11 protein-coding genes are annotated in these 21777 nt (G+C 44.8%); 8 read left to right on the forward strand and 3 right to left on the reverse strand.

The genetic code is table 11. The features are described from left to right. Positions 1 to 359: 359 nt before the first annotated feature. From HMPREF9010_RS21185 to HMPREF9010_RS21175, 3 genes are read left to right on the forward strand one after another with little or no spacing between them, the layout of a single operon-like run. Positions 360 to 554: a helix-turn-helix domain-containing protein gene (locus HMPREF9010_RS21185; RefSeq protein WP_004316118.1), complete on the forward strand. Its 195-nt coding sequence runs from the start codon at positions 360 to 362 to the stop codon at positions 552 to 554. Positions 555 to 565: 11 nt separating this feature from the next. Further along, a complete protein-coding gene (locus HMPREF9010_RS21180; RefSeq protein ID WP_008016571.1) occupies positions 566 to 889 on the forward strand; it encodes a HipA N-terminal domain-containing protein in 324 nt (107 codons plus the stop codon). Positions 890 to 891: 2 nt separating this feature from the next. Continuing rightward, positions 892 to 1902, forward strand: a complete 1011-nt coding sequence (locus HMPREF9010_RS21175) for a type II toxin-antitoxin system HipA family toxin (RefSeq protein WP_032852437.1) — start codon at positions 892 to 894, stop codon at positions 1900 to 1902. An 87-nt stretch (positions 1903 to 1989) separates the two neighbouring features. Here HMPREF9010_RS21175 and HMPREF9010_RS21170 read toward each other — a convergent pair whose 3' ends face one another. Then, positions 1990 to 2901 (reverse strand): helix-turn-helix domain-containing protein, encoded by a 912-nt coding sequence (locus tag HMPREF9010_RS21170; protein ID WP_032852438.1) that lies wholly within the window; start codon positions 2899 to 2901, stop codon positions 1990 to 1992. A gap of 223 nt (positions 2902 to 3124) precedes the next feature. Here HMPREF9010_RS21170 and HMPREF9010_RS21165 point away from each other — a divergent pair, with 223 nt between their 5' ends. From HMPREF9010_RS21165 to HMPREF9010_RS21155, 3 genes are read left to right on the forward strand one after another with little or no spacing between them, the layout of a single operon-like run. Continuing rightward, the gene (locus HMPREF9010_RS21165) at positions 3125 to 4231 is read left to right on the forward strand and encodes an efflux RND transporter periplasmic adaptor subunit (RefSeq protein WP_008646951.1); all 1107 of its coding nucleotides are present in this window, start codon (positions 3125 to 3127) and stop codon (positions 4229 to 4231) included. Positions 4232 to 4245: 14 nt separating this feature from the next. Continuing rightward, positions 4246 to 7425: an efflux RND transporter permease subunit gene (locus HMPREF9010_RS21160; protein WP_008646952.1), complete on the forward strand. Its 3180-nt coding sequence runs from the start codon at positions 4246 to 4248 to the stop codon at positions 7423 to 7425. A 12-nt stretch (positions 7426 to 7437) separates the two neighbouring features. Continuing rightward, positions 7438 to 8802 (forward strand): efflux transporter outer membrane subunit, encoded by a 1365-nt coding sequence (locus tag HMPREF9010_RS21155; protein WP_032852586.1) that lies wholly within the window; start codon positions 7438 to 7440, stop codon positions 8800 to 8802. Positions 8803 to 8956: 154 nt separating this feature from the next. On the opposite strand, the gene HMPREF9010_RS21150 is transcribed toward HMPREF9010_RS21155, so the two are convergent. Together HMPREF9010_RS21150 and HMPREF9010_RS21145 are read right to left on the reverse strand one after the other, a co-directional pair. Further along, complete coding sequence (locus HMPREF9010_RS21150) at positions 8957 to 12901, reverse strand: hybrid sensor histidine kinase/response regulator transcription factor (RefSeq protein ID WP_008646954.1); 3945 nt, start codon at positions 12899 to 12901, stop codon at positions 8957 to 8959. 36 nt (positions 12902 to 12937) lie between these two features. Continuing rightward, a complete protein-coding gene (locus tag HMPREF9010_RS21145; RefSeq protein WP_008646955.1) occupies positions 12938 to 15385 on the reverse strand; it encodes a glycosyl hydrolase family 95 catalytic domain-containing protein in 2448 nt (815 codons plus the stop codon). Positions 15386 to 15870: 485 nt separating this feature from the next. Between HMPREF9010_RS21145 and HMPREF9010_RS21140 the strand changes: the two genes are divergently transcribed. Together HMPREF9010_RS21140 and HMPREF9010_RS21135 are read left to right on the forward strand one after the other, a co-directional pair. Next, on the forward strand, positions 15871 to 17604 hold the full coding sequence (locus tag HMPREF9010_RS21140; protein WP_004312058.1) for an ATP-binding protein: 1734 nt from the start codon (positions 15871 to 15873) through the stop codon (positions 17602 to 17604). An 838-nt stretch (positions 17605 to 18442) separates the two neighbouring features. Then, positions 18443 to 21769 (forward strand): SusC/RagA family TonB-linked outer membrane protein, encoded by a 3327-nt coding sequence (locus HMPREF9010_RS21135; protein WP_032849393.1) that lies wholly within the window; start codon positions 18443 to 18445, stop codon positions 21767 to 21769. The last annotated feature ends 8 nt before the right edge of the window (positions 21770 to 21777 follow it).

Below are 21777 nucleotides of genomic sequence, written 5' to 3' on the forward strand. Positions count from 1 at the left end.
TGCTTTTGATTAACTGCTTTTATTGTAACTTGTTTGCTAATAATGCCTATTTTGTGTTATTTGCGAAATCTGTAACTCTAAATGGAGGGCGTTTTTCATGAAGTGCAAGGAAGGGCTCGAAATATAAAGAGCAGGATAGGTAAAATATACAATTCTTCATGTTGGCACTTCTTTCAGCAATCAATGTCTTTCCTTTATAAGCATGTATCTCTTTTAAATCACCATATATGGTGAAAAGCATGATAGTATGCTTTAATACTATGCTATTTATGTGCAAATTCACTGTATATGGTGAATTTACTTGTTTTTATACTAAAAAGATTCTATCTTTGTGAGAAAGTTTCTATATATGGTGAATTATGGATTTAATAGAGATAGGAAAACATATTCGCGAAAGGCGTAAGGAGTTGGGGTTGGATCAGTCTACGTTGGCCACTCTTGCAGGAATAGGGATTAACGCTTTGGTCCGCTTGGAACGTGGAAGTGGTAATCCCCGCTTCGATGTTCTTTTTAATGTCCTGAAAACTTTAGGACTTAGTATTCATATTCAATAATAGACACACATATGAGTCGATCTGCCAAAGTCTATATAAAAGGTGTTTATGCCGGTCTGTTAACAGAAATAGATCGTGAACACTATTCATTCTGTTATGATACGGACTATTATAATAATCCACAACTCCCAGCTGTCTCACTGACCATGCCCAAGACACAGCAGGAATATACCTCTTCCTATCTTTTCCCTGTCTTTTTTAATATGACATCTGAAGGGGATAATCGGATTATTCAAGCTAGAAACCTGCATATTGATGAAGAGGATGATTTTGGTATTCTTCTGGCTACTGCCCATACAGATACAATCGGAGCAATAACAATTAAAAAAATGTGATAATGGGAACTGATATTCATATTTGTCCCTCACTTTTACGGGAGACTGGTGGAGAAAGCGGATATTCACCCAAAGCCTTGAAGCAGCTTTCTGATGGGAAAAATATATCTTGTGAATTACCTTACAGGCATTTTGACGATAATGTCGGTATTGATCTCTTCAATAACAATAGCAAACGCATATCCGTTTCTGGAGTCCAGATTAAGTATTCTTTAGTTGCCGATGACGGGATATTGCGATTGACCAAAGAGGGAGAACAGGGCGAATTCATATTAAAGCCTGTTCCCAATAATCTCCGTAACAAGGAGTTTTGTCCTGCTAACGAACATTTGACAATGCAGATAGCTGCGCAAGTATATGGGATTCCGACAGCTCCTAATGGATTATGCTTTTTTCAGGACGGAACCCCTGCTTATTTTGTACGACGTTTTGATTTGTCGGAGAAAGGAAAGTTACAAAAGGAGGATTTTGCTTCTTTAGCCGGGCTTACCAGGAAAAATGGAGGTTCCGATTATAAATATGACAATCTGGCCTATGAAGAGTTTGCAAGAATTATAGATAAATACAGCTCTGTCCCCCAAGTGGATAAATTGCGTTTTTTTGAACTTATCTTGTTCAACTTTGTCTATTCTAACGGCGATGCCCATTTAAAGAACTTTTCTTTATTGGAAGAGAAGAAAGGAAGATTCCGCCTATCTCCTGCTTACGATTTATTGAATACTCATCTCCATATAAACGATGGTATCTTTGCCATGAGCAAAGGTTTGTTTGTTAATCCTGAACCGGATTATTTCGGTGGTGCATCAGCGGTTACTGGGAAGACTTTTTATCACTTTGGCTTAAAAATAGGTCTACCCGAGCGTTTGGTAAACTCTTGTCTCGAAAAATATAGTAAGATATATGAATTGACTGATCAACTGATTGAACATTCTTTTCTCTCTAAAGAATTGAAAAAGCAATATAGACTTATGTATAAGTCAAGAGTCGGGAGCTATCTTAGTGTTATTGAGTAATAATGTGCACATTATTACTCTTTTTTTATATTAAGATGAACAAGATCCCCAAAAAGATTTGTCTAACATAAGAATCTGTTCTTTTTGTCATTCTTCTTTTCTGTTCCGATAATTGGCCGGTGATGTTCCCAAATGCGCTTTTACGTATTTCCCGAAAAAGGACTGATTGGGGAAGTTGAACTCTTCCGCAATTTCCTTGATAGACTTTTCCGAACGTTTTAATCGGTATTTGATATGCTCCACGGTAGTTTCGTTAATCAAATCCAACGGAGTCCTGCCATATGCCTGCTTGATGACTTTCGAGAAATGCTTCGGAGTATAACAAAGCTCGTTGGCAAAATAACTCACCGAACGGTGCATACCCTTGTCCTTCGATAATAGTTCCATGAACTTCCGCAAAATGTAATTCACCTGTTTGATGCCTTCTTTCGAACCTTCCATGTTGCCGGAAGCTTCGATTTCCTTATGAAGCTGCCCCATCATTTCGCAAAAGATAGCGGAGAAGAGATGTTGTATCACTTCTTTGTGGTAGCGATGAGGTTCATCGTTTATCTTGGCTATAATTAAATCCCGATAGAATCCGAAGACTGTTTGATCCTCCCCGTTGCCAACCGACTTCACCGGATTGTTGTGGATATGAATGGCAGTATTCCACGTTTCCTTTTCCATTTTAATAATACGTTGCAGGAAACGGGTAGAGAATCCGGCAAGCCTGACTTTATATTTAGGACTAAGCATCGTATGACTGATAATCGTGTTGGGCAGACCGAGCAGCAGCTCGCCTGCCTGCAACTTGTAGGTCCGGTAGTTGACGTCCAGCTGGATGCACCCTTCTATGCAAACCGCGATGAGAAAACAATTCAGTTTGATTGTATCATTACTATAAGGAGTCCCCTCCAGACTGTTGACTATCGCAAAGTCATCATCTATATAATCAAGGACGTGCTGACTGTCCTTAAAATCCTCTATATCCACCGTAATAATGTTCTCTTTTTCCATGTTCTTTCCTTTTTTACTTTTTGCAAAGTTGGTGAATAATCGGGAAAACAGAATGTCCCATACTTCTTCAGATTTGTTTGATATGTCGTTTATTGCCAAATAGTTAGCTGTAATAAACGTAAATGGCGAGAATGGGACATTTATGGAGGGAAATTGGTCACTGTTGCCTTGTTCTTTTCTCCTACTTTTGTCCAGGATTTAACAAAAGATCAAAAGAGAAAGTATGATTACAGTAAGCAAAAAATGGATACGGCTGATAGGGATTGTCGGTTGTACAGTGTGGATGGCATCTTGCAAGCAGGCATCGGATGCGGGAGTGAAATCTTCTTCTTATGCAGTAATGCAGATAGAAGCGGTGGATAAGGAATTTTCTTCTTCCTATTCGGCGAGCATACGTGGGCGACAGGATATTGATATTTATCCACAGGTGTCGGGAACGATTGAGAAACTCTGTGTGACCGAAGGACAGAAAGTACGCCGGGGACAATTACTCTTCGTTATCGACCAGGTTCCTTACAAGGCTGCACTGAAAACTGCCACTGCCAATGTAGAAGCAGCACGTGCCGGGCTGGGTACCGCCGAACTGACTTACAAGAGCAACAAAGAACTGTATGCACAGAAAGTTGTTTCCGAATTTAGTCTGAAAACAGCCGAGAACACTTATCTCACTGCCAAGGCACAACTCTCACAGGCCGAAGCCCAGGAAATCAGTGCCCGCAACAACCTTTCTTATACCGAGGTGAAAAGTCCCAGTGACGGAGTAGTAGGCGCATTGCCTTATCGCGTGGGTGCATTGGTAGGTGCTAATATGCCTTATCCGCTTACCACAGTCAGCGACAACTCGGATATGTATGTCTATTTTTCCATGACCGAGAATCAGTTGCTTGCCCTTACCCGCCAGTATGGTGATATGGATGAGGCATTGAAGAATATGCCGGAAGTGGAATTGCACTTGAACGACAATTCGGTTTATGATAAGAAAGGTGTCATTGAATCCATCAGCGGAGTCATCGACCGCCAGACGGGTACTGTCGTAGCACGTGTGGTGTTCCCCAACGAATCACGGTTGCTTCATAGCGGAGCATCGGGCACGGTAGTAGTGCCGAGTATCTATAAAGACTGTATTGCCATTCCGCAGACGGCTACCGTGCGGATGCAGGACAAGACTATTGTATATAAGGTAGTGGACGGTAAGGCTGTCTCTACCCTGATAACTGTGGCCGGTATCAATGACGGACGCGAATATGTAGTGTTGAGCGGACTGAAAGCCGGTGATGAAATTGTATCGGAAGGCGCCGGACTGGTGCGCGAAGGCACGCAAGTTAAATAAGAAGGAGACTGATTATGAAAGGAAATATGTTTATAAAGAGGCCGGTGATGGCAATCTCCATTTCCGTATTGATTCTGGCTATCGGGCTTATTTCACTCTTCACGTTGCCCGTGGAGCAATATCCCGATATTGCACCTCCGACGGTATATGTGACTGCCAGCTATACCGGTGCTGATGCCGAGGCAGTGATGAACAGTGTCATCATGCCCCTGGAAGAGAGTATCAACGGTGTGGAAGACATGATGTATATCAGTTCGAGTGCCTCCAATGCAGGTTTGGCTATTATTCAGGTTTACTTCAAACAGGGCACAGACCCCGATATGGCAGCAGTCAACGTACAGAACCGTGTAGCTAAGGCGCAGGGATTACTTCCGGCCGAAGTGACGAAAGTCGGTGTAAGCACGATGAAGCGCCAGACCAGTTTCTTGCAGATCGGTGCTTTGGTCTGCACTGATGGCCGTTATGACCAGACTTTCCTGGCCAATTACTTGGACATCAATGTTATTCCCCAGATAAAACGTATTGAGGGAGTGGGAGACGTCATGGAGCTGGGTGATACGTATAGTATGCGTATCTGGCTGAAACCGGAACGGATGGCACAATACGGGCTGGTACCGTCGGACATCACCGCTGTACTGGGTGAGCAGAATATTGAAGCTCCTACCGGTTCGCTGGGTGAGAGTTCGCAGAACGTTTTCCAGTTTACGATGAAATATCGCGGACGCCTGAAGAGCGTGGAGGAATTTCAGAATACGGTTGTCCGTTCGCGTGAGGACGGATCGATACTCCGCTTGAAAGATGTGGCGGAAGTAGAGCTGGGCACTATGACATATAGTTTCCGTAGTGAGATGGACAGTCAGCCTGCCGTTCTCTATATGATTTTCCAGACAGCCGGTTCCAATGCTACCGCTGTTAATAAAGAGATTACCGCGCAGATAGAGCGGATGGAGAAAAATCTGCCGGAAGGAACGGAGTTTGTCACCATGATGAGTTCGAACGACTTCCTTTTCGCTTCCATACACAATGTGGTGGAGACACTGATTATTGCCATCATCCTGGTAATCCTTGTGGTATATTTCTTCTTGCAGGATCTTAAAAGCACTCTTATCCCTTCCATCTCCATTATCGTATCATTGGTAGGTACGTTTGCCTGTCTGGTGGCTGCGGGATTCAGTCTGAATATCCTGACGCTGTTTGCCTTGGTGCTTGCCATCGGTACGGTGGTGGATGATGCTATTGTGGTGGTGGAAGCGGTGCAGTCCAAGTTTGATGCCGGGTATAAGTCGCCTTATCTTGCCACTAAAGATGCAATGGGCGATGTGACGATGGCTATCGTTTCCTGTACCTGTGTGTTTATGGCTGTGTTTATTCCCGTTACATTTATGGGAGGAACTTCGGGCGTGTTCTATACACAGTTCGGTATCACAATGGCAACTGCCGTAGGTATCTCCATGATTTCGGCCTTGACGCTTTGTCCTGCTTTGTGCGCCATCATGATGCGTCCGTCGGACGGAACCAAGAGCGCTAAGAGTATTAACGGACGGGTACGCGCTGCGTATAATGCTTCGTTCAATGCCGTACTGGGTAAATATAAGAGAGGTGTGATGTTCTTCATCCGCCATCGTTGGATGGTATGGACTTCGTTGGCAGTTGCCGTTGCCCTGTTGGTTTATCTGATGAGTACCACCAAGACGGGACTTGTGCCGCAGGAGGATCAGGGTGTTATCATGGTGAATGTCAGCATTTCACCGGGAAGCACGCTCGAAGAAACAACGAAGGTGATGGACCGTTTGGAAAATATCCTGAAAGATACACCTGAAATAGAACACTATGCCCGCGTGGCAGGGTATGGACTTATATCCGGGCAGGGAACTTCTTACGGTACAATCATTATCCGCTTGAAGGACTGGAGTGAACGAAAAGGTAAGGAACATAGCTCGGATGCCGTGGTTTCCCGCCTCAATGCACAATTCCAATCTTTAAAGGAAGCGCAAGTATTCAGCTTCCAGCCTGCCATGATTCCGGGTTACGGTATGGGTAACTCCCTCGAACTGAACCTTCAGGACATGACGGGTGGAGATTTGGCTACGTTCTATGAAGCGGCTATACAGTTCCTCGGTGCTTTGAACCAGCGTCCGGAGGTAGCAATGGCTTATACCTCTTATGCTATCAACTTCCCGCAGATATCGGTGGAAGTGGATGCTGCCAAATGTAAGCGTGCGGGTATTTCGCCAAGTGCGGTGCTCGATGCAGTGGGGAGCTATTGCGGTGGTGCGTATATTTCCAACTACAATCAGTATGGTAAAGTATATCGTGTGATGATGCAGGCTTCACCTGAATATCGTCTCGACGAACAGGCATTGAACAATATGTTTGTACGCAATGGCACGGAGATGGCTCCGGTAAGCCAGTTCGTAACGCTGAAGCAAGTGCTGGGACCGGAAACGGCCAACCGTTTCAATCTTTACAGTACCATCACTGCCAATGTGAATCCTGCCGACGGTTACTCTTCCGGTGAGGTGCAGAAAGTCATTGAAGAAGTAGCCGCACAATCTTTGCCGGCAGGCTACGGATACGAATATGGTGGTATGGCACGCGAAGAAGCAAGTAGCGGTGGTGCACAGACAGTCTTTATCTATGCGATTTGTGTCTTCCTGATCTATCTGATTCTGGCCTGTCTTTACGAGAGTTTCCTCGTGCCGTTTGCCGTTATCTTCTCTGTGCCGTTCGGACTGATGGGTTCGTTCCTTTTCGCCAAATTCCTTGGATTGGAGAATAATATCTATCTGCAGACAGGGGTGATTATGTTAATCGGTTTGTTGGCTAAGACAGCAATTCTGATTACAGAGTACGCCATAGAGCGCCGTCGCAAAGGAATGGGTATCGTGGAATCTGCTTACTCTGCCGCACAAGTCCGCTTGCGTCCTATCCTGATGACGGTATTGACGATGATTTTCGGTATGCTTCCACTGATGTTCTCTTCCGGTGCAGGTGCCAACGGTAACAGTTCGCTGGGTACGGGTGTAGTAGGCGGTATGGTTGTCGGGACACTGGCATTGCTCTTTGTCGTTCCGGTTTTCTACATCATCTTTGAATTTTTGCAGGAAAAAATCCGCAAACCGATGGAGGAGGAAGCAGACGTACAGGTGCTTTTAGAGAAAGAAAAGAGTGAAGTTGAACGCGAACGTAACTAAATGAAAGAAAGAATGAAGAAGAATATCATCACATTAGTTGCCATCAGTCTGTCGTTGAGCGGTTGTGGCATCTATACCAAATACAAACCCGCCACTATCGTCCCCGACCATCTTTATGGGGAGGAAGTGGTGGCCGAGGACACTGCCAGTCTGGGTAATATGGACTGGCGGGAACTTTTCACCGATCCTTATCTGCAATCCCTCATCGAAGTGGGATTACAGACTAATACCGACTATCAGTCCGCCCAGCTTCGTGTGGAACAGGCACAGGCGGCACTGATGTCTGCCAAACTTGCTTTTCTGCCTGCTTTTGCCCTTTCCCCGCAGGGAACGGTGAGCAGTTTTGATACACACAAGGCTACGCAGGCTTATTCATTGCCCGTTACTGCCAGTTGGGAACTGGACGTATTCGGTCGTATGCGCAATGCCAAAAAACAGGCGAAAGCACTTTATGCTCAAAGCGAGGATTATCGTCAGGCTGTCCGTACCCAGTTGATGACAGGCATAGCCAATACTTACTATACCCTGCTGATGCTGGATGAGCAACTCGACCTTTCCCGTCAGACGGAGACGGCATGGAAAGAAACCGTGGCCTCCACCCGCGCTCTGATGAATGCCGGACTGGCGAACGAATCCGCTGTGTCGCAGATGGAGGCGGCCTATTATCAGGTGCAGGGTTCGGTTCTCGATTTGCAGCAGCAGATCAATCAGGTGGAGAACAGTCTTGCCTTATTATTGGCGGAGACGCCACGCAACTATGAGCGTGGTGTATTGGCAAAGCAACAGTTTCCTGCCGACTTCTCGATAGGGATTCCTGTACGGATGCTTTCTTCCCGTCCGGATGTCCGCTCGGCAGAACGGACGCTGGAAGCGGCGTTCTATGGCACCAATGCGGCACGTTCGGCTTTCTATCCTTCCATCACTTTGAGCGGGAGTGCCGGATGGACAAACTCTGCCGGGGCGATGATTATCAATCCGGGCAAGTTTCTCGCGTCAGCGGTAGGTTCGCTTACGCAGCCGCTCTTTAACAGAGGGCAGGTGGTGGCACAATACCGCATTGCCCGTGCGCAACAGGAAGAAGCAGCGCTCGGCTTTCAGCAAACGTTGCTCAATGCCGGTAGTGAGGTGAATGATGCGTTGATTGCCTATCAAACCAGTCAGGGAAAAAGAATCTTGCTGGATAAACAGATCACTTCCCTGCAAACGGCTCTGCGAAGCACTACTCTGTTGATGGAGCATGGTAATACAACCTATCTGGAAGTCCTTACCTCCCGGCAGTCATTGCTTAGTGCGCAACTATCGCAGACGGCCAATCATTTTACTGAAATACAAAGTTTAATTAACCTATACCGTGCTTTAGGGGGAGGTCAGGAATAAACTGTATCATACTCTCTGTTTTCTAATTTAATGAAAGAAGGGCTGCCGGAGAAGTGATTCTGTGGCAGCCCGTTTTGTAATCGGTCAATATACGGTGCATTGGCTTGCAGCCGGAAACTTCAGCCAGCATAAAGAAAGAATAATGATGGTATTATTATTGATCAGTCAGACCTTTCTTTTTCCTTTCTTTATATTGACTGGGCGTCTCTCCCGTATATTGCTTGAATGTCGTACTGAAATAACTCGGAGTGGTAAATCCGGTTTTCTCTGCAATTTCAGAGAAGGGCATATCCGTGCCGGATATCAATGTAATAGCTTTTTCTATACGGAGCTTACTGATATATTCGTTCGCTCCCATGCCTGTAAGTGCTTTCAGCTTGTTATAAAGCGAAGAACGCCCCAATCCTACTTCCTGGCAGATAAACTGGATGCCCAGGTTGGTATTATCTATATTTTCCTGGATGATACTATTCAGTTTAATCAGGAATGTTTCGTCTGTCAGGCTGATTGTACTTTCTTCCGGTGTGGGGATTAATCCTGCATTCAGATACCTTTTCTTGGTATATTCCCGGTTTTTCAACCGGTTGCGGATAAGTTCCATTAGCATTTCCACTTCGAAAGGTTTGCTTAAATATCCGTCCGCTCCATTCTTATAGCCGCTTATCAGGCTTTGCTTGTCATCCTTGGCAGTCAGCAGGATAACAGGGATATGGCTGATGGCAATATCCTCTTTAATCGTTTTGCAAAGCTCGTAGCCGTTCATCCGGGGCATCATCACGTCACTGACTATAATATCAGGGACATGGCTTCTGACCAGTTGAAGGGCTTCCACCCCGTCTCCGGCGATAATTATCCGTTTGAAGTATCCTTCGAACGTTCTTTTCAGAAAGTCTGTCATATCCGGATTGTCATCCACTACGAGAATAGTGTATGGAGTGGTATCGAATACTTCTTTTACGGATGGCAGCCCGCTGTTTTCATCCATCATCAACTCGTTCAGATAAGCTTTTGGCTCGCAGATGATTTCTTCCAGTTCCTGCCTCAACGGCAACTCAAAGAAAAAGCTGGCTCCGGTTTCTTCATTATCCTGTGCCCCGATAGAGCCGCCGTGTAGTTCCACCAGAATCTTGGAGTAGGACAAGCCGACTCCTGTTCCGCTCTGTTCTCCTGTTCCCTGGTAGAATCGGGTAAAGAGCTTGTGCGTATCCACTTGCTTCAGTCCGCATCCTTGGTCGATGACGGAGATACGCACCCGGTTTTCTTCAGGCAGCAGTTCCGAAGCAATCGTTATTTCCGTGTCCTGCGGACTGTGTTTCAAGGCATTGATAAGCAGGTTACTTAAGATAATCTCGCATTTGTCCTTATCGAAACTGACTTTCTCTATCCGTGGGTCGAGCTGATAGCGGATATGCACATTCTTTGCTTCCCCCTCACTGATAAAATCCTGCGAAACGTGTTCAATCCATTGATTGAGTGGATGAGGCTGAATTTGCAGTTTACTCTCCCCTACTTCCATTTTCCGTACGTCGAGTACCATATTAATCAAGTTCTTCATCCGTTGTGCCTGCCGGTAGATGGCTTTTAACGGCAGATATTGGCTGTCTCCGGAAGAGAGCGACTTCAAAATCTGATTGAGTGGCGCATGAATAAGCGTCAGCGGAGTCCGTAGTTCGTGGCTGATATTGATAAGAAAACGTACCTTTTCCTCGTACATCTGTTTCTCATGCTCTTTCATCGCCCATTTCAGTTTTTCCTGATTACGCTTCAATGTTCTGCGGAAAGTTTCGATGATTATGGTGGCAATGAGAATGGCACAACCAAGAATGAACCACCACGTGCGATACCACGGTGGGAGTACGGTTAGTTCCAGTATTTTCTGGTTGGGAATCCAACTGCCGTCTTTCGCTGTGCATGAAGCCATAATTTTGTAATTGCCCGGCGGCAATGACCGGATTACCAATTCCGGCTGGTACGATTCGATATACTGGTCGTTCAGCCCTTCTATCCGGTAGCGGTAGACTTTCTTGCGGAAGATATCCTCTTCTTTCGACATGATTCGGATAGTGATATTGCTGTCCCATGGGACAGAGATTGCTGCCGGATGACTATATAGCTTGTTCTGTGCAGGCTCACCGTTGATGATAATATCCAACAGTTGCAGTTCCGGCATTTCCGATGTATTCAGCAGCAACTGGCCGTCAATGCGCAGCATACCCTTTACACCGCCGATATAGACATCCCCCTCATTGTTTACCAACCGGGCGTTGGGCAGATATTCGTTTTGGATAGCTCCGTTCGACTCTCCGAAGAGAACAAACTTCTGTTCCTGTATGAGCCAGGCGAAAAGCAGATTATCCGCACCTATCCATACTTTGCCCCTCTGGTCGCATTGCACCATGTTGACTTCGGTAAACAGGTTGGTAGGGATGTGCGTCTGCTTTTGGGAAACGGGGTTGTAGTGGATAAGGCCGAAATTGCTTCCTATCCAGAAATCGCCGTGCTCGTCGTGTGACGCCGAACTGATTACGGTATCCTGATAACATTCGAAGGTTGTTTTCAGCAAGGAATCCCCGTCATGCAGTTCGTAGATATGTTTGAAGTCGTTGATATAAGTCCGATTGTTCTCGTGCTTGAAGGGGACGAGCGTGCCGACAATACTTTTCCCTTCTTCTCCGGTGACCTTGTCGAATTTCTTTTCTTTCAGGTGATACTGGTAGACATGGTCGCCCAGTAATAACACGGTGTTAGGGGTGTTCTGATATAAGTTGACCGATTTTCCCCGGTTGCAAAGTTGCGTCGTTGTTTCTTTGTCGACAATGGTAAAAGGTTGTTTCTCCCCGGTTGCGGGATTGAATACAAATACTCCTTTGGAGAAAAGGGAAATCAGTAGTTTTCCGGGAGTGAATCCGCTGATAAACGCTATTTTATCGTTCCAGGTAGAAAGATAATGGGTGAATTTCTCGGTACGCGGGTTAAAGAGGTTGATACCGCCGCCGTCCGTACCAATCCAGATACTGTCGGGCGATTGGCGGTAAAGGCTTCGCACGGTGCTGTTGCTTAGTCCGCGGTCGTTTCCGGGGACTACGTCGGTGTAGGTTTTCATGAACACTTCCCGGATGCTGATCAATCCGTTGCAGGTGCTTCCTGCCCATATATTGTTGTTGTGGTCGTTGTGCAGGCAGAGAATAGAGTTGGCGGGGAGAGAGTAGTTTTCACGTCCCGGGATATATTCCAGTTGGAAGATTTCCCCGGTTTCGGGGGTGAGGATATTGATTCCGCCGCCGTCCGTTCCTATCCACAGTTGCCCTTCCCTTTCGGCGAGGCTTAGGACGATGTCGTTACTGAGGGCGGAGTTGCGGGTGGAGTACGAAGCCAGTAGTTTGCCGTCGTATGAGTAGCAACGAAGTCCGCCGCTGTAAGGAGCAATCCATATTCTTTTCCGGCTGTCGGTCATCATGGTGGTAATTTCCGGCCCGCAGTCGAAAGGGGGGCGTCTGTGCTCTCCGGTATGCAGATCTACGAGGTATATGCCTGTCCAACGGCTGCAACAGAGCAACGTCTTTGAATCCCACATACTGAGAGCGTTGATTTTAAAAGAGTTGGCGTTGAAATATTGCAGAAGCCGGAGAGAAGAATCGTCATAACTATATTTGTAAATCCTGTCCTTGCCGCCGAAGAGGATTCCGTCCGGGACAAGGCAGAAAGAATAGGCGGTGATATTTTTCCCGTCCTCGTCCGTGGGGAACGTGAAGTCGTTGCTCTGCTGCTGGTAGCGGGCAATACCTTTTTCAGTCAGTACCCAGATATTGTGTTGCTTGTCTTCGGCAATCTGATAAATCAGGTTGTGGAGAAGCGAGTTCGGGTCGTTTGCCTGGTGTTTGTATCTTTTCAGTTCGTGCCCGTCGAACTTTCCCAGTCCCGATTTGGTGCCTATCCATACGAAACCTTGCTCATCCCGGAGAATACAGCGCACGTTGGACGGCAGCCCTTCTTTCAGAGAGATTTGTTTAAAGTAATAGTGTTCTGCCCGGAGAGGGAGAACACCGACTAACTGTATGATAAAGAAAAGGCTTGACAGAACAGCGTATTTTGTTTTCATGTGAAGCAGGTTTGTTTGTGATGACAGATGCTTTCTTTATAGAACGGTCAACCTGTCTCCTTTTAAAGTGATTTCGTATTTCTTCTCTTTTACGGTCTTGAACTTGAGCGTCATGTCTCCGTATCTTACGTTGCAGGGAACCCCGGATTTGGAATGAATGATAGCTTTCTCCAGTTGTCCCTCTTTCCAGGAGACAGAAACCTCAAAATTCCCTTTGGCGCAGATTCCGCTTATCGAGCCGTTTGCCCAGGCATCCGGCAAAGCGGGAAGAAGTTGGATGAATCCCATGTGGCTTTGCAATAACATCTCGGTTATTCCTGCCGTACCACCGAAGTTTCCGTCTATCTGGAAAGGCGTATGGGTATCCCAGAGGTTATCCAACGTACCGTTTTTCAACAAATTGCCGTACAGTTTATACGCATGGTTTCCGTCTTGCAGTCGTGCCCATTGGTTGAGTTTCCAACCCATGCTCCAGCCGGTAGCGCCGTCTCCGCGATGTTCCAGTACCACTTTGGCTGCCTGTGCAAGTTCGGGGGTAGTCACGGGAGAGATGGTATGTCCCGGATGCAATCCGAACAGGTGGTTGACGTGCCGGTGTTCATCTTTCGGATCGTCTATGTCGGTAGACCATTCCAGTAACTGGCCGTAGCGTCCTATGCGGTACGGAACGAGTTTGGTCAATACGTTTTCCCATTGCTTGCGCTCTTTGGCGTCCGTTCCGAGTACCTTGCTTGCCTGGATAGCGTCCAGTAATATTTCACGTACTACGGCATGCGCGAAAGTGACTCCCTCGTCCACCGGACCGTGTTCGGGAGAGGTGGAAGGCGCGGCGGTGTAAGTCCCGTCGGGCTTGTGCCACAAGTGGTCTACCGCAAACTGTGCGCTGCTTTTGATAAGGTCGTAGCCGATTTCCTTTAAGAATTTCGTGTCACGCGTATAATCATAATACTCCCATATATGCGTTGCCAGCCACGGACCGGCAGTAGGATTCAGGTTCCATGCCATAGATTTGCTGGATAAGGGAGCTGTGAATCCGAAGATATTGGCAGAGATGGACGCTGTCCACCCGCGGGCGTTGAAATAGGCTTGCGCTGTTTTCTCGCCAGGTTTTACCAGACTACGTATAAAGTCTATCAAAGGCCATGTACATTCCGGAAGATTGGTGGGGCACGCAGGCCAGTAGTTCATTTGAATGTTGATATTATTGTGGTAATCTACCCGCCACGGGCCGTCGGTATTGTTGTGCCACAATCCTTGCAGGTTGGCGGGCATATTGCCGGGGCGTGAACTGGCTATGAGCAGGTAACGTCCGAACTGATAGTATAATTGTTCGAGCTGATAGTCCGGCGTACCTTTCTTATAGTTAGCCAGTCGTTTGTAGGTCGGCAGGTTGGGACTGCCGATTTCCTGATTAATTTCAAAACGTACCCGATTGAACAGTGCGGTATAATCGGCTTCGTGATTACGATAAAGCTCGTCATAACCTTTTTTCAGGACATTGTTCATCATAGCCAGAGTCGTTTGTGACGGGTCGTTGCCGACGTAGGCTTTCGGGTCTTTGAAGTCCGGGGCAAAGTTCATCTTATAATCGGTGTCTGCCGTAAGCAGGAATACCACTTCGTCAGCATCCTTCACAATAATCCGGTCGTTTTCTGCTTTCAGTGTTCCCCCTTTGTGGATAGCTTTGATTCGGAAAGCGAATTTCATTCCGTTGTTATTGAGAACTCCGGTATATACTAATCCGTCGTTTCCATCTGCTTCCAGATGGCTTTTTGCTTCGTTGTTGGGACAATAGCTAAGCACAAGATTCTGTTTTCCGCCTTTGTCGGCAGTAAACTTCATGACCATGACACTGTCCGGATAGGATATGAAATATTTTCGTTGATACCGTATCCCGTCCTTATCGAATTGCACCACGGCCATAGCCGAATCCAATGACAGGATGCGGCGGTAACTGCTCATGTTGATTTCGCTGAGTCCGGTTTCCACATAAAGTTCTCCCATCGTGGTAAAAGCACCGAAGCGGAACGGAGTCTCGTCTTTTTCTTCATAAGCTCCCAGCCCGTTGAAGTTTTCTTGTGTGAGATACCCCGCCTTTTGGGAATCTCCGTCCAGAAAAGCCTGTCGTATTTCTTTCAATACACCTGCCGACTGTTTGTTTACATTCCAATAATATTCGGCGCCTTTGGCAGTATTCGGTCCACCTTTCCAAAGCGTCTTTTCATTCAGTGTGATTCGTTCCGCGGATATGGAGCCCATGATATTTGCTCCCAGACTACCATTCCCGATGGGTAGCGAACGGCTTTCCCATGTCTTGTCCGGATTCGCCCCTGTGCCCGAAGCGCGTAGCCAGACAGCTTGTCCGTCGAGATTGTTGGGAGTGTCGAACCATATGGAAAGTCCTTGTGTATAATCCACCGTTTCTATTGATGATGCAGTGAGTGAAAAGAGAGTGCAAAAAATAAGGAAGCAGAGTTTCTTCATAAGATGTATTATTTATAAGGAATGTGATGTGCAAAGGTATTGTTTTTTTAGGATTTCAGCGAACGGCCTGCTTTCGATTATAACCAATAAGCTTTTAAAAATCACCAAAAGTGCTTCTTTGTGTAGGTAGTAAGATGTTTCTAATGAGAAACTGTATGACGAAGGGCATAAGGACCTCATTGTAATATCGACCAAAATGAACATGTTTATAGATAAGGTCCGTAAGAAAGCAACGATGATGAATCCATTTCCTGTGGCAGCCCGCTTTGTTTCAATAATGCAACTTTCTTTATGACAGTTATTACCTAAACAGTTTCTGCTATAAATCTCATCCGGCTAATAGCATGAAAAAATAAAAGGATTTATGTCTGTCACTTCAATGCGGCAATCTTTCAACTTTCTTTCCCTTTCTTTGTTCTTTCTGCTGAAATATGCTACTTTTGTATTATCCTCATAGATATGAGAACTAAAGAAAGGAACAAATCATGGAAGAAGTAAAAAGAATCCCTTATGGAGTTTCCAACTTTGTGGAAGTGGTGGAGCAGAACCAATATTACGTGGATAAAACGATCTATCTGCCTTTGTTGGAAGAGCAACCCAGTAATTTGTTCTTTATCCGTCCCCGCCGCTTCGGCAAGAGCATCTTTCTGAGTATGCTCCGGGCTTATTATGACATCGCTCAAAGAGAAAAGTTTGATAAACGCTTCGGCAATCTATGGATAGGCAGTCGCCCTACACGGCTGCAAGGGACTTTCCAGATACTCTTTCTTGACTTTTCCCGTGCCAGCGGTGGTAGTGGTACGTTGGCCGAGAACTTCGACCGTTACTGCTGTATGGTCATGGATTTGTTCGGTATGTCCTATGAATCTTATTATTTTCCGGGATTTGCTCAGGAGATGAAAGCACAGCCCGATTTTGTAAGTAAACTGAATTATCTGAATCTTCATGCGGCTGAAACCGGAGCGCATCTTTATCTTATCATTGATGAATATGATAACTTCACCAATGTGGTGTTGAATGAGCAGGGCAAGGAAGTCTATCATGCGCTGACCCATGCTAGCGGCTTTTACCGTGAAATCTTCAAGAAGTTCAAAGGTATGTTTGAGCGCATCTTTATGACCGGTGTCAGCCCCGTGACGTTGGATGACTTGACTAGCGGATTTAATATCGGTTGGAATATCAGTACCAAGCACCAGTTTAATATGATGCTGGGATTCAGTGAAACGGATGTGCGTGAGATGCTCCAATACTATAAGGATGCCAGACAGTTGCCGGGCAATGTGGATATAAGTGCGATGATAGAGGAAATGCGTCCGTGGTATGACAATTATTGTTTTGCCGAAGAAAGTCTGGAACGTGACCCGAAGATGTTCAATTGTGACATGGTGCTCTATTATTTGCGCAACTATATGGATTTGGGCAAATCACCCAAAGAGATGATAGACCCCAACACCCGTACTGACTACAACAAGATGAAGAAACTCATCCGTTTGGACAAATTGGACGGTAATCGCAAAGGCGTGTTGCGCAAAATCACCGAAGAGGGGCAGATTATCACCACATTGACGACTACCTTTCCCGCTATTGATATCACCAAGCCGGAGATTTTTCCCAGTCTGCTCTTTTATTACGGTATGCTTACCATCACTGCTACTCGGGGCAACTATCTGGTGTTGAGTATTCCCAATAATAACGTGCGTAAGCAGTATTACGAATTTCTGTTGGAAGAATATCAGGATAACCGGCATATCAATCTGAATGACCTTGGCTTGATGTATTATGAAATGGCTTACGAAGGTCATTGGCGTGAAACGATGGAATTTATTGCTCATGCCTACAAGGAAAACTCTTCCGTGCGAAGCTCCATCGAAGGCGAGCGCAACTTGCAAGGCTTCTTTACTGCTTACCTGAGTACAAATGCCTATTACCTGATAGCTCCGGAACTAGAATTGAATCACGGTTATTGTGACCTGTTTCTTATGCCTGACTTGATACGCTATGACGTGAAGCACAGCTATATCATCGAACTGAAATACCTCTCCACCAAGGATTCCGAAGCGAAAGCCGAAGCCCAATGGCAAGAAGCTGTAGAGCAAATAAAAGGTTATGCCGTTGGTGCTAAGGTGCGTCAGATGGTGCACGGAACCGAGTTGCATTGTATTGTGATGCAGTTTCGCGGATGGGAACTGGAACGGGTGGAGGAAGTCATGCAGAAATAAGCTCAATTTATACTGTCATTTCTCATTTTAGGCAAAATATATCTGTAATTCCCTTATTTCAACAAAGAGTTGTCTGATTGCCAGACTTTGTATGATAAACTAATTTATGCGCTAAATCTATATATTTAGCTTGGTAGGCATATATACTCACCACGTGGGCTTATGGTTGCTTACCTGTGGACTGGAAATATTTTAGACAGAAGAACATAAGAACAAAAGATAAAGCAGTTATGTGTAATTATTATTGTAATAAAATAAGTGTTAAAGATGACTCAACCTATTAAAATGGATAAACAGATTTCTTAAACATTCCAAACGAAGAGTATGATTCTGTAATATATTGATATATAGATATTTATCTTTTATCTTTTTCCCTTTAAAACCAACGACCTGTTGCACACCGAGAAACAAAGTGTTCGACACCGAGAAACACATCGTTTCTCGGTGTCGAACAAATCGATAGATAAGGCTCGGAGTATAAAATAAACAAATCGTCCGTCTTTTTCTATTTTATGGATTATTCCATAGATATATGCATCAATATATATTCCCATAATTACCCTATTGCATCTGAAATGTAATATTATAGAGTATGGTACCGATTTTAAACTAATTTTTTGAAAAACAATCATTCCCCCCGATGAAATGGTTTGATTTGGTGAAAAGTGAATATTTAATGGCTATTTTTAAAATAACTCTTTTTAAAAGCTACCCTACCTTTGTGACAAGAATGTTAGTCGGAAAAGTTATCCCGGTTCTTCATTCTTAAATCTAATGCCTGTGAGATTTATTTTGTTCGCTAATAGAAATATGAATCTTTATTATTAAATGTAGTATTATGAAAAAAAAGAAGCTTATGAAGAAACAAAGCTGCTTTGTTGTTCTTTTGATGATGCTCCTGTTATTTCCTTCGGGAGCGTTTGCGCAGCAACAAATGATTAAAGGACAAGTGGTGGATGATAAGGGGGAAACCATTATTGGAGCTACGGTCATGGTAAAAGGGGCAAAAGAAGGTACGTTGACCGATATTGACGGTAACTTTTCTGTCAAAGGTAAAGTCGGCAATACCTTATCTATCTCTTATGTCGGTTTTTCTCCTCTCGAAGTAAAAGTGACAAAACTTGAAGGTAATCGTTTCATATTAAAGGAAGACTCGAAACTTCTTGATGAAGTCGTTGTGGTGGGTATGGACAAGCAGAAACGTAATACCATTACGGCTGCTGTGTCTACTGTAGCTTCCGATGCTATAGTCAATCGTCCTGTAACCGATTTGACCAGTGCCCTTCAAGGTAATGTAGCCGGTCTGAATTTTGTGACCGACGCAGCTCCTGACGGCGTTGGTGGTGAAACAGGCGCGGAAATCAAGTTCAATATCCGCGGTGTCGGTTCTATTAATGGTAACGGGGGCGAGCCTTATGTATTGGTGGACGGAGTGGAACAAAGCCTTCAGAACGTAAATCCAAATGATATCGAAACAATTAGTGTATTGAAAGACGCTTCTGCCGCTGCCGTATATGGTGCACGTGCCGCTTATGGTGTGGTATTAGTAACTACAAAAAGCGGTCGGCAGGAAAAGACACGGGTTTCTTATCGAGGCACAGTAGGTTTTAGTTCACCTATCAATATGCCGGAGATGATGAACTCTCTTGAGTTTGCTAAATATGTGAACGAACGGAATGATAATGATGGCGTGAATCATAAATTTTCTGACGCTCTTATAGAGAAGATGGAAGGATTCATGAAGAACCCCTATTCAGCAGAATTTCCAGGTATAGGTCCCAATCAAAACGGGACAGACTGGGCTTCTTCAATGGATGCGGTATATGCGAATACAGATTGGTTTGATTATTATTTTAAAGATACTGCTATTCGTCATTCACATAACCTGAGTGTAACCGGAGGTTCGGAAAAGTTCAACTATTATGTAGGTTTGGGTTACACTTATCAGGATGGTTTACTTGACAAGGTAGATGATAACCTGAGCAAATATAATGTAAATACGAAATTCCAGATTATAGCCAATAAATGGTTGAAGTTCAATTTCAATAATAATATAACATTGAGTATCCTTAAAAGGCCGATGGCCAACCAGACCATCTTTTATGGAACTCTTGGACAAACAATACCAAATGCTCCTACTCATTATCCGATTGATTCGGAATATAATGATGCTTCTGAGTTCCGTTATCTAAAAGAATCCCATTATGTACAGAACCGCATATCCGATGCAATGTCTTTTGCTGCTACCATTACCCCGTTACCGGGTTGGGATATTGTAGGGGAAATGAAAGTACGTTTTGATGTAGAAGACAACAGTTTCAAACGTGGATACCCTACAGTAGAAAAACCTGATGGAGAGTTAAAGGTTGACATAGGTACCAAGCAGGGATATGTATATCCGGGTATGGAATGGAAGAATTCCAAATGGGGTTCTTATACTCGCGGTAATGCATTTAATTATTATCTTTCTCCGAATGTATCGACATCTTACGTCCATACATGGGGAGAACACTACTTCAAGGCTATGGCAGGTTTTCAGATGGAGTTGCAGGAAAACTCCAATGGTTTCACTTATAAGGATGGAATTTTAGGTAGTGATATTTATTCATTTGCGAACTCCAATGGTACATTGTCTGCCGGTGAAGACCGTACTCATTGGTCCACAATGGGTATGTATGCCAAGTTGAACTGGAATTATCAGGAGACATATTTTCTGGAATTCAGTGGACGTTATGACGGTTCTTCCCGTTTTGCTCCCGGAAACCGTTGGGGATTCTTTCCTTCCTTCTCTGCCGGTTATGATATAGCTCGCACAAACTATTTCAAATCATGGAATCTTCCATTTTCCCAGTTGAAGTTGCGTGTTTCTTACGGACGCTTGGGTAATCAGAATGGCGCCGGATTGTATGATTATCTTGGAGTGATGGATTTGGTGTCAAACTCATCCAATGCTTGGTTACTGCCGGGAGTAAACGCCACTCCTGCCAAAGGAATGATTGCCAAAACTCCGAAAATGGTCAGTCCTTATATTACCTGGGAGAAGGTGGATAATGCCAATTTAGGTCTTGACCTGCTGTTATTGGATAACCGTCTGACAATAACTGCTGATATTTACCAGCGTACAACGCATGATATGATTGGTCCGGCTGAAGCAATTCCGGCTATCGGAGGTATCAGTAAAGACGACCGTGCAAAAGTAAATAATGCGACTCTCCGTAATCGTGGTTGGGAGTTGTCCGTCAATTGGCAGGATCAATTGAAATGCGGATTCAGTTATGGTGTCGGTTTTAATATATCCAATTACAAGGCAGTAGTCACGAAGTATAATAATCCTGAAGGACTGATATTCAATAACCATACCGGTCTGGCACGTAACAGAGGGTATTATGAGGGAATGGACATCGGTGAGATTTGGGGATATGAAGCTAATGATCTTTTCATGACTAACCGTGAAGTGGATGAATATTTGAGAACGGTAGACCTTAGCTTCTTTAAAGCTGACAACCAGTGGCAACGCGGTGACGTAAAATATATCGACTCCAATGGTGACGGGAAGGTAGACCCGGGAAAAGGAACTTTGGCGGATCATGGTGATTTGAAAGTAATCGGTAATACAACCCCTAAATATTCTTTCGGTATTAATCTGAATGCAGGCTATAAAGGATTTGGAATATCAGCTCTTTTCCAGGGAGTAGCCAAGAGACAATTCCCGATGGCAGGTGCTACTTACCTGTATGGAGGAAATTGTTACTTCAAAGAGCATCTTGATTATTTCAATGCATGGCATCCTGATGGATATTTACCACGCCTGACAGATAATTCTAAAGACAAAGAAGTGAATATAGGCTATAATACAACTCGTTATTTACTCAATGCAGCTTATATGCGTCTGAAGAACTTGACAGTCTCTTATTCTTTCAAACCACAATTGGTGGAAAAGATTGGCTTGAGTAATTTGAAAGTATATTTCACTTGCGATAATCTGTTTACAATTTCCAAGTTGCCGCAACAGTTTGACCCTGAAACACTGAATCAGGTGAATGGTTGGGTAGGAGGTAGTAATGCTTCTGCTCCCGCCCTTACTTCACCGCTGACTGCAAATGGTAACGGGCGAGTTTACCCATTGAACCGGAACTTTGTATTTGGAATTGACATCACATTTTAATTAGAGAG

It is taken from the genome of Bacteroides sp. 3_1_23, from assembly GCF_000162555.1.
GTDB classification, from domain to species: Bacteria; Bacteroidota; Bacteroidia; order Bacteroidales; family Bacteroidaceae; genus Bacteroides; species Bacteroides ovatus.

Coding starts and splice junctions, on each gene's coding strand:
- HMPREF9010_RS21185 (WP_004316118.1), top strand. CDS start 360: ATGGATTTAATAGAGATAGGAAAACATATTCGCGAAAGGCGTAAGGAG.
- HMPREF9010_RS21180 (WP_008016571.1), top strand. CDS start 566: ATGAGTCGATCTGCCAAAGTCTATATAAAAGGTGTTTATGCCGGTCTG.
- HMPREF9010_RS21175 (WP_032852437.1), top strand. CDS start 892: ATGGGAACTGATATTCATATTTGTCCCTCACTTTTACGGGAGACTGGT.
- HMPREF9010_RS21170 (WP_032852438.1), bottom strand. CDS start 2,901: ATGGAAAAAGAGAACATTATTACGGTGGATATAGAGGATTTTAAGGAC.
- HMPREF9010_RS21165 (WP_008646951.1), top strand. CDS start 3,125: ATGATTACAGTAAGCAAAAAATGGATACGGCTGATAGGGATTGTCGGT.
- HMPREF9010_RS21160 (WP_008646952.1), top strand. CDS start 4,246: ATGAAAGGAAATATGTTTATAAAGAGGCCGGTGATGGCAATCTCCATT.
- HMPREF9010_RS21155 (WP_032852586.1), top strand. CDS start 7,438: ATGAAGAAGAATATCATCACATTAGTTGCCATCAGTCTGTCGTTGAGC.
- HMPREF9010_RS21150 (WP_008646954.1), bottom strand. CDS start 12,901: ATGAAAACAAAATACGCTGTTCTGTCAAGCCTTTTCTTTATCATACAG.
- HMPREF9010_RS21145 (WP_008646955.1), bottom strand. CDS start 15,385: ATGAAGAAACTCTGCTTCCTTATTTTTTGCACTCTCTTTTCACTCACT.
- HMPREF9010_RS21140 (WP_004312058.1), top strand. CDS start 15,871: ATGGAAGAAGTAAAAAGAATCCCTTATGGAGTTTCCAACTTTGTGGAA.
- HMPREF9010_RS21135 (WP_032849393.1), top strand. CDS start 18,443: ATGAAAAAAAAGAAGCTTATGAAGAAACAAAGCTGCTTTGTTGTTCTT.